This is a genomic window from Candidatus Dormiibacterota bacterium (assembly GCA_036495095.1).
GTDB lineage: Bacteria > Chloroflexota > Dormibacteria > Aeolococcales > Aeolococcaceae > CF-96.
Genome location: DASXNK010000208.1, coordinates 1 through 14,063, shown reverse-complemented (window position 1 = coordinate 14,063; position 14,063 = coordinate 1). Strand labels below are relative to the sequence as shown.

General features: G+C 73.9%; 18 protein-coding genes and 1 pseudogene. 10 read left to right on the top strand and 9 right to left on the bottom strand.

What is annotated here, in order from left to right; all coding sequences use genetic code 11:
- On the bottom strand, positions 1-940 hold a 940-nt coding region (locus VGL20_21485), incomplete at its 3' end, for a DUF72 domain-containing protein (protein HEY2706263.1).
- Between VGL20_21485 and VGL20_21480 the strand changes: the two genes are divergently transcribed.
- From VGL20_21480 to VGL20_21455, 6 genes are all read left to right on the top strand, one after another.
- Positions 939-1,817: an inositol monophosphatase family protein gene (locus VGL20_21480; protein ID HEY2706262.1), complete on the top strand. Its 879-nt coding sequence runs from the start codon at positions 939-941 to the stop codon at positions 1,815-1,817. The genes VGL20_21485 and VGL20_21480 overlap by 2 nt on opposite strands.
- 17 nt (positions 1,818-1,834) lie before the next feature.
- Positions 1,835-2,053: a hypothetical protein gene (locus VGL20_21475; protein ID HEY2706261.1), complete on the top strand. Its 219-nt coding sequence runs from the start codon at positions 1,835-1,837 to the stop codon at positions 2,051-2,053.
- A 64-nt stretch (positions 2,054-2,117) separates the two neighbouring features.
- Entirely contained in the window at positions 2,118-2,948 is an 831-nt protein-coding gene (gene fabI / locus VGL20_21470) for an enoyl-ACP reductase FabI (GenBank protein ID HEY2706260.1), read from the top strand.
- The gene (gene fabF / locus VGL20_21465) at positions 2,945-4,219 is read left to right on the top strand and encodes a beta-ketoacyl-ACP synthase II (protein HEY2706259.1); all 1,275 of its coding nucleotides are present in this window, start codon (positions 2,945-2,947) and stop codon (positions 4,217-4,219) included. The genes fabI and fabF overlap by 4 nt, the downstream gene beginning before the upstream one ends.
- A gap of 7 nt (positions 4,220-4,226) precedes the next feature.
- A complete protein-coding gene (locus VGL20_21460; protein HEY2706258.1) occupies positions 4,227-4,793 on the top strand; it encodes a macro domain-containing protein in 567 nt (188 codons plus the stop codon).
- Positions 4,793-5,755, top strand: coding sequence for a hypothetical protein (locus tag VGL20_21455; GenBank protein ID HEY2706257.1), 963 nt, complete (start codon positions 4,793-4,795; stop codon positions 5,753-5,755). Before VGL20_21460 ends, VGL20_21455 begins: the two co-directional genes overlap by 1 nt.
- A 299-nt stretch (positions 5,756-6,054) precedes the next feature.
- Here the strand turns inward: VGL20_21455 and VGL20_21450 are convergent, their stop codons facing one another.
- From VGL20_21450 to VGL20_21415, 8 genes are all read right to left on the bottom strand, one after another.
- Positions 6,055-7,284, bottom strand: a complete 1,230-nt coding sequence (locus VGL20_21450; GenBank protein ID HEY2706256.1) for a hypothetical protein — start codon at positions 7,282-7,284, stop codon at positions 6,055-6,057.
- Between the two features lie 80 nt (positions 7,285-7,364).
- Complete coding sequence (locus tag VGL20_21445) at positions 7,365-8,729, bottom strand: AAA family ATPase (protein ID HEY2706255.1); 1,365 nt, start codon at positions 8,727-8,729, stop codon at positions 7,365-7,367.
- Positions 8,726-9,316 (bottom strand): NUDIX hydrolase, encoded by a 591-nt coding sequence (locus tag VGL20_21440; GenBank protein ID HEY2706254.1) that lies wholly within the window; start codon positions 9,314-9,316, stop codon positions 8,726-8,728. Before VGL20_21440 ends, VGL20_21445 begins: the two co-directional genes overlap by 4 nt.
- A gap of 16 nt (positions 9,317-9,332) precedes the next feature.
- Positions 9,333-9,683, bottom strand: a complete 351-nt coding sequence (locus VGL20_21435) for an ArsC/Spx/MgsR family protein (protein HEY2706253.1) — start codon at positions 9,681-9,683, stop codon at positions 9,333-9,335.
- Positions 9,680-9,838, bottom strand: a complete 159-nt coding sequence (locus VGL20_21430) for a hypothetical protein (protein HEY2706252.1) — start codon at positions 9,836-9,838, stop codon at positions 9,680-9,682. Before VGL20_21430 ends, VGL20_21435 begins: the two co-directional genes overlap by 4 nt.
- Positions 9,839-9,896: 58 nt before the next feature.
- Positions 9,897-10,364 (bottom strand): hypothetical protein, encoded by a 468-nt coding sequence (locus VGL20_21425; GenBank protein HEY2706251.1) that lies wholly within the window; start codon positions 10,362-10,364, stop codon positions 9,897-9,899.
- Between the two features lie 142 nt (positions 10,365-10,506).
- Positions 10,507-10,944, bottom strand: a complete 438-nt coding sequence (locus tag VGL20_21420) for a hypothetical protein (GenBank protein HEY2706250.1) — start codon at positions 10,942-10,944, stop codon at positions 10,507-10,509.
- 192 nt (positions 10,945-11,136) lie between these two features.
- Positions 11,137-11,526 carry a cupredoxin domain-containing protein gene (locus VGL20_21415; protein HEY2706249.1) on the bottom strand — a complete coding sequence of 130 codons (390 nt, stop codon included), beginning with the start codon at positions 11,524-11,526 and terminating at the stop codon, positions 11,137-11,139.
- Between the two features lie 527 nt (positions 11,527-12,053).
- Between VGL20_21415 and VGL20_21410 the strand changes: the two genes are divergently transcribed.
- The 4 genes and pseudogenes from VGL20_21410 (at position 12,054) to VGL20_21395 (ending at position 13,795) form a co-directional block, all read left to right on the top strand.
- Positions 12,054-12,176, top strand: coding sequence for a hypothetical protein (locus tag VGL20_21410; protein ID HEY2706248.1), 123 nt, complete (start codon positions 12,054-12,056; stop codon positions 12,174-12,176).
- Between the two features lie 465 nt (positions 12,177-12,641).
- Positions 12,642-12,821 (top strand): hypothetical protein, encoded by a 180-nt coding sequence (locus VGL20_21405; GenBank protein ID HEY2706247.1) that lies wholly within the window; start codon positions 12,642-12,644, stop codon positions 12,819-12,821.
- Between the two features lie 100 nt (positions 12,822-12,921).
- Positions 12,922-13,122, top strand: a pseudogene (locus VGL20_21400) (tyrosine-type recombinase/integrase).
- Positions 13,123-13,285: 163 nt separating this feature from the next.
- Positions 13,286-13,795, top strand: a complete 510-nt coding sequence (locus tag VGL20_21395) for a hypothetical protein (GenBank protein HEY2706246.1) — start codon at positions 13,286-13,288, stop codon at positions 13,793-13,795.
- Positions 13,796-14,063: the final 268 nt, after the last annotated feature.

The following is a 14,063-nucleotide window of genomic DNA, read 5'->3' as shown; positions in this document are numbered from 1 at the left end:
GGTCGAGCTGGCCGGGGGGCGGCTCGAGGTCGGCGCCGGCGGCCGCGGCCCACTTCGGGAGCCGTCCGTCACGCTCGCGGAGGGTCTCCAGGACGGCCGGAGGCGGGGCGGGCAACGGCACCTCGAGCAGGGCGGCGAGGTCGAACGCGTTGACCACGGCGTAGTTGGAGCGATTGTTGTTCATGACAACATGGACAGGCACGCCTGCGCCGGCCGCCGCCCGGATCGCCGGCACCCACTCCCGCAGCTCCGAGGGCCGGTAGAGGTAGTCGAAGCGGTCGCGGCTGCTGGCGGCGTCACGGATGTACCAGGTGCCCCGGTTGCGGCCGTGGAACCGGGCGATCGCCAGCCGCGGCGAGGTCACCGCGAGCAGCGGCGGGGCGGTGGCGTCGCCGATCTGGGGAGCGTCGACCCCGACGTAGACGGCGCCGAGCTCGGTGAGCAGCTCGGCGGTGGCCGGCCAGGCGCCGTCGTCGAACCAGGAGCGGTGGCGGAACTCGACGGCGACGATGTCGTCGGGGTGGCGCTCCCGGGCCTCGGCGATGGCGTCGCGGGCCTGGGGGGTGTTCTTGAACCAGGGCGGGAACTGGTAGTGGACCGCCACCAGCCGGCCCGCCTCCCGCAGCGGGGCGAGCGCGGCGAGGAAGTCGCGCTCCTCCTCGGGGGTGGGGGCCCGTGGTCTCCCCCCCTCGCGCTCGTGCCCGGTGAGCGAGCGGTAGGCCTTCACGTTGAACCGGAACCCCGGCGGGGTGCGCTGCAGCCAGCCCTCGACGGTGCTCAGCCGGGGGATCCCGTAGAAGGTGGTGTCGACCTCGACGATGGGGAAGAAGCGGGCGTAGTAGGTGAGCTTCTCGCGCTGCCGCACCCCCTTCTCCAGCGCGGGCGGGTAGAAGCGCTCGTGGTCGGCCCAGTTCGCGGTGCCGACGAGGATCTCGGCCATGGCGCAGCCGATCATGGCCCAGGACGGCGGAGCGGTGCGTCCGGATACGCTGTCCGGCATGCGCCCCCTCGCCGAGCTTCGCGACCTGGCCGTGCGCGCCGTCGAGGCGGCCGGCGAGGTGGTGACCGGGTGGCGGGACGGCCCGCTCGCCCTCGACACCGAGAGCAAGGGCCGGGGCGACTACGTCACCGCCGCCGACCGCGCTGCCGAGGTCGCCGCCCTCGCCGTGCTCGCCGCCGGGGCGCCCGAGATCGGCGTGCTCGCCGAGGAGTCGGCCTCGACGGTGGCCACCGGCGGCGCCGGGCCGCTCTGGGCGGTCGACCCCATCGACGGCACCACCAACTTCCTCCGCGGATTCCCCGTGGTCGGGGTGAGCGTCGGCCTGCTCGTCGACGGCATGCCCGCCGCCGGGGCGGTGGGCGCGCCCTTCATCGGCGACCTCTGGTGCGGCGCCCGCGGGCTGGGCGCCTACGACCGCCGCGGCCGCCGGCTGTCGGTCGCCGGCGACGGCCGGGGGGTGGTGGCCACCGGGTTCCCCTTCCGCCGCCCCGAGAACCGCGACCGCTATCTGCGGGTCTTCCAGGCCACGCTCGAGGGTGTCGAGGACCTGCGCCGCGCCGGCGCCGCCAGCCTCGACCTCGCCTACACCTCCCAGGGCAGCTTCGACGGCTACTTCGAGCTCGGCCTCTCGCTCTGGGACGTCGCCGCCGGCTCGCTGCTCATGCTCGAGGCGGGGGGTGTCGTCACCGACTGGGAGGGCGACCCCCGGGGCGTCTACGGCTCCGGCGACATCCTCGCCGGGTCGCCCGCCTGGCACGAGCGCATGCTCGACGTGGTCCGGTCCGCGGACGCGGCCGCCGCCCCGGCAACCCCGTAGAGAGGAGACTCCCGGCCATGGTCATCTCCCGCCGCGCCGCCTGGTACCTGGTCGGCCTCGCGGTCTGGAACCTGTACGTCTGGGTCACCTTCGTGCGCAACGTCTACCCCGACCACCACCTCGACGGCTTCTTCCTGGTGCACGTGGTGGTGGGTGCGGTGAGCGTCGCCCTCGCCGCCGGCGCCGGTGCCCTCGGCGTCCGGGCGCTGCGCTCCCACCGGTCGGCACGGCGATGAGCGGCACCTCCGCCGCGAGCCGCCGCATAACCCCCCGCCCACGTCACGGTTTAGGGTGTGCAGCGTGACCGACGTGACCTCCGTCCCCGCCACCGCGCCGGCCCTGCTGGCGGGGAAGCGCATGCTCGTCACCGGGGTGCTCACCCCGCGGAGCATCGCCTTCGGGATCGCCGACGCCGCCCAGCGCGCCGGCGCCGAGGTGCTGCTCACCTCCTTCGGCCGGGCGATGACGCTCACCGAGAAGAGCGCGCGCCGGCTCGACCCCGTCCCCGACGTGCTCGAGATGGACGTGACCAGCACCGGCCAGGTCGCCGCGGTCGCCGCCGAGGTGCGGCGCCGCTGGGGCGGCCTCGACGGCGCGGTGCACGCCGTCGGCTTCGCCCCGGAGGACTGCCTCGGAGGCGGCTTCATGACCGCGCCGTGGGAGTCGGTGGCGACCGCCATGCAGGTGAGCGCCTTCTCGATGAAGACGCTCGGCGCCGAGCTCGCGCCGCTGATGCCCGACCGGGCCGCGGGCGGCGGAGCGCTGGTGGCGCTGACCTTCGACGCCACCGTCGCCTGGCCGCTCTACGACTGGATGGGCCCCGCCAAGGCGGCGCTCGAGGCGGTGGTGCGCTACCTCGCGCGTGACCTCGGGCCCCGGGGGATCCGCGTCAACGCCGTCGCCGCCGGCCCGCTGGAGACGATCGCGGCGCGGTCGATCCCGGGCTTCAAGGGACTCAAGGATCGCTGGGCCGAGCAGGCGCCCCTGGGCTGGGAGAGCGCCGACAGCGGTCCGGTCGCCGACGCCGTCCTCTTCCTGCTCAGCGGCATGGCGCGTGCCGTCAGCGGCGAGGTCCTCCACGTCGACGGCGGCTACCACGCTCTCGGGGCGCCGATGGGAGTAGGGACATGACGAGCGGCAGCGGCAACGGTTCTGCCCCGGCGCGCCGGGTGGTGGTCACCGGTCTGGGAGCGATCACGCCCCTCGGCAACGACTGGCGCTCCACCTGGGAGGCGTGCCGCGAGGGACGCAGCGGCGTCGGCCCGCTCACCCGCTTCGACGCCAGCGAGTACCCGGTGCGGATCGCCGGGGAGGTGAAGGGCTTCGACCCCGCGGCGCTGCTCGGGCGCAAGGAGGCGCGGCGCACCAGCCGGTACATCCAGTTCGGCCTGGTCGCCGCCCGCGAGGCGGCGGCGGACAGCGGGCTCGACGTCGCCGCCGAGGGTGAGGACGTCGCCGTCATCATCTCCTCCGGGGTCGGCGGCCTCGACGTCATGGAGAACGAGACCCTGGCCCTCCACGAGAAGGGCTGGCGCCGGGTCTGGCCGTTCACGGTGCCGACGATGATCGCCGACATGGCGGCGGGCATGGTCGCGATCGACCTCGGCGCCAAGGGGCCGAACTTCGCCATCGTCAGCGCCTGCGCGTCGGGCGCCCACGCCATCGGCGAGGCGGCGGAGATCATCAAGCGCGGCGACGCCGAGGCCGCGCTCGCCGGCGGCTCCGAGGCCGGCATCACCCCGATCGCCATCGCGTCCTTCGCGATCACCCAGGCGCTGTCGACCCGCAACGACGACCCCGAGCGCGCCTCGCGGCCCTTCGACAGGGGTCGTGACGGCTTCGTGCTCGCCGAGGGAGCGACCGTGCTCATGCTCGAGGAGCGCGAGCACGCCCTCGCCCGCAACGCGCGCATCTACGCGGAGGTGACCGGGTACGGCGCCACCGCCGATGCCTCGCACATCACCGCGCCCGACCCCAGCGGCTCGGGGGCGATCCGCTGCATCCAGCGCGCCCTGCAGCGCGCCGGCCGGCGGCCCGAGGAGGTCGGCTACATCAACGCCCACGGCACCAGCACACCGCTCAACGACGCCGCCGAGACCCGGGCCTTCAAGGCGGTGTTCGGGGAGAACGCGGCGCGCATCCCGGTGTCGTCGTCGAAGTCGATGACCGGGCATCTGCTCGGGGCCGCCGGCGCCTTCGAGGCGATGGTCTCGGTACTGGCCATGTACGACCATTACCTGCCGCCCACCATCAACCTCGACGAGCCCGATCCCGAGTGCGACCTCGACTACGTCCCCAACGTCGGACGCACGGCCTCGCCGAAGCTCGCGATCAGCACCTCGTTCGGCTTCGGCGGCCACAACGCCTGCCTCGCCTTCTCTGCGGTCGACGAGGCGGAGTAGCGTCGCGGTGGCGAGGTCGTCCGGTGAGCTGCAGGCGGGCGCGGGGCGGATCACCGTGGAGCGCGCCGACGTCACCACCCTCGACGTCGACGCCGTGGTCAACGCCGCCAACGCCCACCTCGCCGGGGGTGGGGGCGTCGACGGCGCCATCCACCGCGCCGCCGGCAGCAGCGAGCTGCAGGAGGAGCTGCGCCGCCGCCACCCCGACGGCTGCCCCACCGGGTCGGCGGTGATCACCTCCGGCCACCGGATGCGGGCTCGCCACATCGTCCACGCGGTGGGTCCGCGCTGGAGCGAGCGGCGCGCCGAGGAGTGCGACGCCCAGCTGCGCTCCGCCTACCGCACCGCCTTCGGGCTCGCCGCCGCCGAGGGATGCGCCACGGTCGCGTCCCCCTCGATCAGCACCGGCATCTACGGGTTCCCGGTGGAGCGCGCGGCGCCGATCGCCGTGGAGGCGGCGCGGGAGGCGCTCGAGGAGGAGGGGACGCCGCTGCGCGAGGTGCGGTTCGCGCTCTTCTCCGACTCCGACCTCGACACCTTCTCCGCGGCGCTCGCGGGCGTGGCGGCGCGGTGATGCTCCGGGCGCTGGCGCCGCTCGCCCTCGCCGCCGCGGTCGCAGCCGGCGCCGGTTCGGCGTCCGCGGCGGTGGTCGCGCCCCCCGGCGGCGCCGCCGCCACCGGCCTGGAGGTGGCGCCGCTCGACACCTGCGTCAGCTGCACCGCGGCGAGCGCCGGGCCCGAGGGCACCACCGCCCGGGCGACCGCGCTGCGGCTGCTCGGCCACGACCTGGTGGGCGGCTCGAGCCGCGGCGGCGGCTCCGCCCGGGGCTCCCTGGTCGCCCTGCCCGGCAATCCGGTCCTCGACATCGCCCTGGCCAGCTGGGAGACGGGCACCGAGACCGGCGGCCCACCGGCGTCGCAGTCGCGGTCCGCGCTCGTCGACCTCGGGGTGCTGCCGTCGGGCGAGGACTCGACCACCGGCGGACTGGTGACCGTGGCGGTGCTCGAGACGTTCGCCGACGCCACCCACTCCGGTGCGAGGTCGGGCGGCTACGGGGCCGCCAACGGCGCCGACATCGGGCTCGCCAACGGCGCGCTGGTGATCATCGTCCTCCACTCCCAGGCGACCGGCGACGAGCACGGTGACGCGTACGTGGCCTCGGTCGGCGGCGCCCAGCTGCTCGGCCGCGCCGGCGACAGCCCGGGCATCCCCGCGGCGGTTCCCGGGGTCCTCGTGGTGACCCTCCTCCGGTCGGGAGCCAGCGGCGGGGTGGGCAGCGCTGCGGTCGGCTCCGTCGACCGGCTGCTGGACTTCCCGGGGCAGGCGGCGGGGATCCTCACCTCCGCCGGCCGGACCGGTGCCGCCGCCGGGACGCCGGCCATGGGCACCGGCGAGGCGGCGGCGGTGCCGTCGCCGGCCGGGGGTCCGGGCATCCCGTCCACCGGCGTGGCCGCCGGCGCCGCCGGGCTCCTGGCGCTCGGCGCCGGTGCGCTGGTCGCGGTCGTCGCGCTGCGCGGCCGCCGCGGTCAGGCGTAGGGCGCCCTCCGCCCGGCCGAGCTCCGCCCGACCTGCAAGATGTGGACGCGTCCGCCGTTGCAGGAGCAGAGGCTGGATCACTCCAACCTCGCCAACCACGCCGCTTTCTCGACGGACGAGGCAGAACGGTCGGTGGAACGTCCACCAGTGCCGGGTACCAGCTGGGGGTGCCATGCCCGTCCTCTCGGGGGCAGGGCGGGGCGGGACCCTGTCGGGTCCCGCCCTTCCGTCCGCCCCGGTCGTGTTCACGCTGATGCCACCCGGCCGGTGGCCGCCGCTCGACGCCCAGCGCGACCGGGCTACCGGGCGGTCGCGTATTGCCGGATCCACGTGTGGCCGGCGTCGGTGGTGGCGAGGATGACCGCCTGGCCCGCCTCGCCGCCGGTGTCGGCGACCACCCAGCCGGTGGTGGGGCTGGTGAAGCCGGCGCCCCAGGCGCGGTCGATGCCCGGCACCCTCTCGACGTGGGTGATCGAGACGGTGGTGCCGGCGACGGCCGCCTCCTCGAAGCCCACCGGGTTGGGGGGCAGCGCCCCGGTCTGTCCGAGGAAGGCGGCGGCGGTGGCGCCGAGGACGCTGAACGGACCCGGGAAGGAGCCGGGGATGGGACGGCTCGCGCCACCCCCGAACATGTCCTCGAAGAGCTCGACCGGCGGATGGCCGCCGCTGGCGGCGAAGGCGGCGTACGGGGAGTTGCCGGCGGCGCCCTGCAGGCTCAGGTCGAGCAGCCATGCGGAGTCCGGCGCGGCGCACTGGAGGGAGACGACGCCGCTGCCTCCGCTGGGGAAGGGCAGCCCGGGCACGAGCTGCCAGCCGGCGCCGCCGTCGATGCTGCGGTAGAGCTGGCCGCCGGCGCCGAGCCAGCCGTGGCCGGGGTCGCTGAAGCAGACGCTCTGCACGTCAGGGGGGGTGGTGGCGACATCGTGCCAGCTCCGGCCGCCGTCGTCGGTGGTCACCAGGCGCCCGCCGGCGGGCTGCACCGGCACCCCGTCGCCGAGCGCCACCGTCGTGGGCAGGCCGTTCGCGCGCACCGCGGTCGAGCCGGCGACCCCCCAGCCCCGGCGCGGGTCGACGAAGTGCACCGCGACCAGGAGCTGGGAGGGCTCGCCGAGGCGGCGCCAGCAGCCGCCTCCGTCGGTGGTGCCGAGCAGGCCGTCGAGGGCCACCGCCCAGCCGGTGCGGGCGTCGACGAAGTCGACGAGGGTGATCTGGGCCGGTCCCTGGTACTGCGCCGTCCAGGTGGTGCCGGCGTCGGTGGTGGCGAGGATGCGGCCGCGGCCCGCCACCCACCCCTGCCGCGGCGAGACGAACTGGACGGTGGCGAGCGCGGGCACCTGCGGCCCCGGGCCGGAGGCCGCCGGCGGCGGTGGCGAGGAGCGCTGCAGGCAGGTGCCGGTGGTTCCCGCTGTCGAGGTGGCCGCGATCGTGGCGGCCGAGGTGGCGGCGGGTGGGCTCGGCGACGCCGCCGGACCCGCCGAGCCACACGCGGAGAGAAGAAGCGCGGCGCCGACCACCACCGTCCTGGCCATCACATCCTCCTTCGCTCCCACCGGCCCTGCTCACCCGGAGGCGGCCCGCCGCCGGCCAGGTGACCGGCCGTGCCCCGACCCTACTCGGGACGGCGACCGACCGCGAGGTAGGTGGGGACGAACATCGCTGCGTCCGGGCTCTCCAGCATCCGGCGCCGCGCCGCGGTCCAGCGCATCACGTCCTCCTCGGTCGCCGCCCCCGCGGCGAGCATCTCCCGCTGGGAGGCCGCCAGCGCACCGCCGAGCGCGAGGATCTCGCGGGGGATGGTGTTGATCACGGCGTCGCGGTCGACCAGGTCGAGCCCGGCCGTCAGCACCAGCGAGCCGAGGCGCGGGCCGATGGCGACGTCGCAGCCCCGGCGCCGCTGGAACTCCCGATACCGCTCCGCGCCCTCGAGCACGTCGTCGTCGTCGCGGCTCATCCGAACCCCGGTGACGTCGACGTCCGCGAGGTAGAGGTGGCCGCCCGGCCGCACCCGCGTCGCCAGGTGGTCGACGGCGGCCTGGGCGCCGGCGCCGACGTGGAAGAGGACCAGCCGGACCATCACCACGTCCTGCGATCCCGGGGCGAGGCCGGTGGCGTCGGCGCGTCCCTCGATCACCTCGGCGTTGGTCAGCCCCGCCGCCGCGATCTCCTCCGCGGCGGCGGCGCGCGCCTCGGCTCCGGGCTCCACCCCGACCACCGCTCCGGTGTCGCCGACCAGCCGCGCCAGCTCGACGAGCACCGCGCCCGGGCCGCAGCCGACGTCGGCGACCCGCGCCCCGGGCACCACCCCGTGCCGCCGCCACCGTTCGCCCTCCAGCCGCAGCGCACGCTGCGCCATGAAGCGGTAGCGGGTGCGCTCGGCCGCGCTCAGGTCGAGGGCGTAGCCGGGGCCGCCGTCGCCGGCATCGGCGACCACCTGCCGGGGCTCCGGCGCGCCGCCGCCCGGGTGCTCGGCCCGCTCGACGCGGAGCGCCTCGACGGCGGCGTCGTCCTCGAGGACGACGACCTGGTCGAAGCCCTCCCCCTGGAGCTCCGGGATCGCCCGGCGCAGCAGCAGCTGCTGATGACGGACGACGTGGGGACCGACGCCGCGCTCGCCGCGGGCCCGGTTCCGCTCCTGGCACACCGCCTCGGGGAGGTCGAGGACGAGCGCCACCGCGGGCCGGCCGTGCTCGCGGGCGAGCCCCACCACCGTGCGGCGGGAGGCGGCGTGCAGGTTGGTGGCGTCGACCACGGTGAGGAGCCCGCCGCGCAGGCGGGCGCTGCAGATCGCGTGCACCACCGCGAAGGTGTCCTCGTCGGCGTCGCGCGCGATCTCGTCGCCGGCGACCAGGGCCCGGCAGCGGTCGGAGGAGACCACCTCGGTGTCGCCGAAGTGGCGCCGGGCGAGGGTGGACTTCCCCGATCCCGAGGCGCCGATCAGCACCACCAGGCAGGGATCGGGGAGGCGGAGGCTCATCCGGACGGCTCGGAGCGCCGCTCGTGGAGCACCAGCAGGGCGTAGGCGGCGACCGACGAGGAGTCGCGGATACCGCCGCGGCCGATCATCTCCTCGAGCTCGGCGCGGCTGACCCAGCGCTGCCGCATGTCCTGCTCCTCGAGCTCCCGGCGAGCTTGGCCCGGCGACAGCCCGGTGGCGACGAAGACGTTCATCCCCTGGCTGCTGTGCCCCGGCCCCTGGTAGAGATAGCCGAGGTGCTGGAGGTGCGCCGCCCGCAGGCCGGTCTCCTCCTCGAGCTCGATCCGGGCCAGCTCGGCGGGGTCGCCGTCGCGACGGTCGGGGTAGGTGCCCTGCGGGAACTCCCACGACCGCGCCGCCACCGCGTAACGGTACTGCTCGACGAGGTGGACGCCGTCGCCGTCGAGCGGGATGACGAGCGCGAAGTCGGGCTTGTCGACCACCCCGTAGGCGCCGGTCGAGCCGTCCGGACGCAGGATCTCGTCCTCGCGCACCCGCATCCAGCGGTTCTCGTAGACGATCCGCGTCGACAGCCCGCGGATCACCGGTCCGGGAGCGCCGTCGGTGGTCTCGTCGGCACCGCTCATCCCCGGGAGTCTGACCTCAGAGGAGCTCGAGCAGACGCTCCGGTGGGCGCCCGATCACGGCCCGGTCGCCGCGGACGATGATGGGCCGCTGGAGCAGGATCGGATTCTCGACGACGGCGTCGAGCACCGCCTCCCGGCTCGCGGTGGCCAGGCCGAGCTCAGCGTACCTCGGCTCCTTCTCGCGGAGCATCGCGCGCGGATCGTCGATGCCCAGCATCGTCATCAGCCGCTCCAGCTCCTCGCGACCGGGGCGCTCCTCGAGGTACTCGATGATGCGCAGCGGCACCCCCCGCCCCTCGAGCAGCCCGCGCGCAGTCCGGCAGTTGCTGCAGGCGGGGTTGAAGTAGAGAGTGGTGTCCTCGCTCATGACCCCACGCCACCCGTCAGGCTGACCCCGGGGGGTGGCGTGGCATGGGCGAGGAACTGCCGGGCGACCACCCAGGTCGCGCCGACAACCACCAGCGTGACCAGCACGGCGACGGCGATGGCGAGCCGGCGCGGCGGCCTTCCGGTCCCGGTCATGCAGAACACCGCACCAGCTGACCACACCGGCGCCCCCGCGTGCCGGCGGGGACCGGGCTCAGCCGCTCGCGACCCCGTGCTCGGCGCCGAGCAGCTCGGCGCCGCCGACGGTCACCACCTGCGTCCCCACCGCCGGCCCCGACTGCACCACCGCCCCGAGGCCCTCGACCCGCACCACGGTGACCGGCACGCGCGCGAATGCCAGCGGCCTGGTGAGGGTGTACATCCAGGCCGCCCCGTTGCGGTCGTACAGGATGGCGGCGAGGGGGACGAGCGACTGGTCGGCGGGGGCCGCGGTGTCACCGCCGGCCGCGGTGATCGCCGGGAGCACCGCCTCGGTCCTGACGCCCAGCCGCAGCGCCGCGGCCGCGGTGAGGACCACGACGTCGCGATCGGTTCCCGGCACCGGTTCCAGCCGCACCTGAGCGGCGCCGCTCGCCGGCGCCTCGGTCGCCCTGGCGCCGCCGCAGCCGCTGACGCCGGCGACGGCGATCAGCGCACCGATGCCCACGAGGACACGTCGCATCCCGGGACCCCTCCTCTCGTTCTGGCTGATGAGCCGGAGGCCACCCAAGGTAAACGTAGCCTGAACACGGTGTCAAATTCACTGCCGTCGAGCCCGGTCCCGACGACCGTCGACCCCTTGTGGGGATTGTGGTTTTCGGCGATCAGCCGCCGTCTGGACCGGCCGGCTGGGTGGCGACGATCGCGACCCGAAAGCTGGTGGCGGTGAGCACCACGAAGGCCTCCGCGTCGGCGGTCGACGCACTGCCCTCGTGCATCCACAGCTCGTCGTCCGGCGGCACCGGCACGGAGAGACGCATGTGAGGATGGCCGTCGGGCCCGTCGCGCACCTCGAGGAAGCCGAACCGGTGGCCGCTTCCCACCGGCGTGATCCCGATCCACACCTTCGCCCCGCCGCTCGTGACCGGGAAGCGCACCAGGTGGACGGCGCCGTCGCCGAGGACGAGCCGGATCTCGACCGTGTCCGCCCTGAGCCCCGAGAGCGTCCCGTACCAGCCTCGAATCCGAGCCCGCCTCCTGACGAAGCCGCCTCGCCGGCCTTCGATGATGACAGCCGTTCCCCCGCTGAGCCCGGTGTGCACTCCGGCGCCGATGCAGCGGCAGCGTAGCGGGTTGCCGGCGGCGGAAGGCCGGGGGCCGACCTCGGGCGGTCACCGGACCGTGCACCGTGGCTGCAGCGAGGGTCGCCCCACGTCACCCAGCTCCTCCAACCTACATTGGCGGGAACCAACGTCTCGCAGGCGGGTGGGTTGGACGCGCCCGAAGGCGCGGGCTCACGTTATGGTCAGCGTGGCGGGGTTGTGGTTGGCGGGGTGGTACTTGCAGTAGTACGGATACCTTCCAGCCTTCGATACGATCAGCCTCGCGCTTCTCCCCGGAAGTATGTCCACCTCGAAGGAGTTGTCCTCGGCGCGAACGTTGTGGATCCAGTTCGGATCCTTGTTGGTGACGATGATCCATCCCCCGACCCTGCCGTTGACCTGTGTCGGGGTGAACGGGTAGGTGAGGCCCTCGTTGGTGATGGTGATCGTCGGATCGGCCTGGGTGAAGGCGAACGCCGTGGTGCCGTGGGCTTGGCCCGGAGGAACGACTCCGACGACGTTGAACGACAGGCCGACGACGGCGGCGATGACGGCGAGCGCGAGCTTTCTTGTACGAGACATGGCAGGCAATGCTAGACGCCTTTCTCGGGTTCGGCAACGCTCACGCTCGCGCTCGGTGGCTCACCGGCCGGGCAGAGTTCTCGCGCTCGAGGGAGCTCGGGGAAGTGCTGTGGGCAACGAGGCGATGATCCGCCAGCTGGGCGGGTCAGCCAGCCTCGTCGAGCTCCGCCATCAGCTGCCTCGAGCGCGATGCCCTCACCGCGGTCGAGGGCCTCGCAGGCCCGCTTCACAGCGTCACGCTGCTCGTCGGTGAAGGGCTCGCAGCCCGCCAAGATCGCCGGCGACCGCTGGGGAGCCCGCTGGCTCTACAGCGCCGCCGAGGTGGCCGGGCTCCTCGGCTGCACCACCCGATAGGTCCGGGAGCTCGTCCGGCGCGGCGAGATCGGGCCGGTTCCCATCGGCCGGCTCGTTCGCATCCCCCAGGCGGAGGTCGAGGCCTTCGTCCGGCGCCGCGCGGCCCAGGCCGGCCGTCCGCCGACCCTTGGCGCTCCGTCGCCTCCCCTTCGGCGTCCCAGCGAGCCTCCGCGGTGCGACGAGCTACGGCCCGGCGTGGACTGGTGACCATGGCGGCGAAGCGCGGCAACAACGAGGGGTCGATCTACCGGCAGGCCTCCGACGGGCGCTGGGTGGCGGCGGTCTCCCTGCCCTAACGCAAGCGACGTCGACCTCCGCAGGGGGACCCTGGCCGTCCGCAACTCCCTCCAGCGGATCGAGGGCGTCTTCCGGCTGGTCGAGCCGAAGACGCGGCGGAGCCGGCGGACCGTCCACCTGCCGGCGGTGGTCGTGGCCCAACTCCGCGCCCACCGGGCCCGGCAGCTCGAGGAGCGACTCGTCGCCGCACAGCTCTGGGCCGACCTCGACCTCGTCTTCGTCACCGAGCTCGGCCGCCCGCTCCACGCCAGCAGCGTCACCATCCGGTTGGTTCCAGCGGCTGCTGGAGCGGACCGGGCTGCGCCGCCAGCGGTTCCACGACCTCCGCCACGCCTGCGCCTCGCTGCTCCTCGCCCAGGGCGTCTCGCCGCGGGTGGTCATGAAGGTGCTCGGGCTCGCAGGTGGCCCTGACCCTCAACACGTACAGTCACGTCATCCCGTCGCCGCCGGGCTGGAGGAGGTCGATGCCTCGGGTCCTCTTCGCGGTGATCTCGGTCCCCGCGGTGCTCTACGCGCTGATGGGCGTTCTCATCGGGACCAGCAGCGTGGGCCGGCTGATCACCACGTCGCTGGTCATCGAGGGACTGATGTGCCTGGGCGCGCTGGCGGCGATCGGGCTGATCGGAATGGCGCGGCGACGGTGAGAGCGATGGACCCTCCTCCGGTTGCTCTCAGGGTTGCTCTCTTAACTCAGTACGTGCCACCATTCGATGACACGATCGGCCCGCATCGGGGCTCCGGCGGCAGCGGTTCCACGACCTTCGGCATGCGTGTGCCTCACTGCTGCTGGCTCAGGGCGTGTCGCCGCGCGTGGTCATGGAGGTGCTGGGGCACTCTCAGATCAGTCTCACCCTGAACACCTACAGTGACGTCATCCCCGCCTTGCAGGAGGAGGCAGCGGAAAGGATGAATCGCGTCCTGACGGGGTCGACCGGTTCGAGCTGACGTCCGGAGCGAATGGGTGAAGCCAACTCGAAGCGGCGCCGCCGCTGCGATGACCGGAGCCGTCGTGGTCTGCCTTTCGTGCGGCTGCGGCGGTCCGAGTTTGCCTGCAGGTCCCGCTCCTCTCCCTGCCGCGAACGACGTCGTCGATGGATACCTTCAGGGTGTGCAGACCGCCTACGAAGACCGGGACCTGGTGCAGCTCAACAGGACGGTGAGCGACACGGCGTTCGAGGTCGACAGGGCGTTCATGGAGTATCTGCGGGCTGAAGGTTCCCGGCGGGAGCGGTCATATGAGCGCGTGGGCTCGGCGCGCCTTGTGTCGGGCAACCCGAATGGGATGACCGTGGAGGCGACGATCCGGGTGAAGCGGGATGTTGCGGTCGGTGCGAACGGCTACCAGACGGTCATCTTCGAACCGCAGCTGATCGCGTTGGAGTACCAGTTCCGGCGCCTGGGCGACAGCTGGTTGCTGGGGAGCGCTTGCCGTGCCGCGGTACCGTCAGTCGAGTCCCCCCTCTCAACGGCGGGCCCGACCGCGATCCCCACGCCACTTCCGTTTTCGTCCGAGTCGTTCGCATCGCCGACGGGCATCCCCGGCCAGGTCGCCGCGCAGGACGATCAGATGTTGATGCGCACCCGAGGCGCCTGCGGCCTGGTCGCCTTCCCCTTCTGAGGGGCGGTCTGGCGCGCCGATCACACAGCCCCTGGCTGCGTCCAGCCAGCTGCTGTCAGTGCTGCTGTCAGACCTCCCAGCCGGGCGCCGCAGAGGCCCCTCCGACCGCCCGATCCGTATTCAAAAGCTGGTACCCGCTGCAGGACTCGAACCTGCGACAAAGGGATTAAGAGGCAGGCCGTCGGACGTCCGGGCCCGTTCGTGGAAGGTCCCTGGGAACTGTCGGGCGGTCGGACCGAGGCGGTCCTGTCCGGGCCCGTTCATGCAG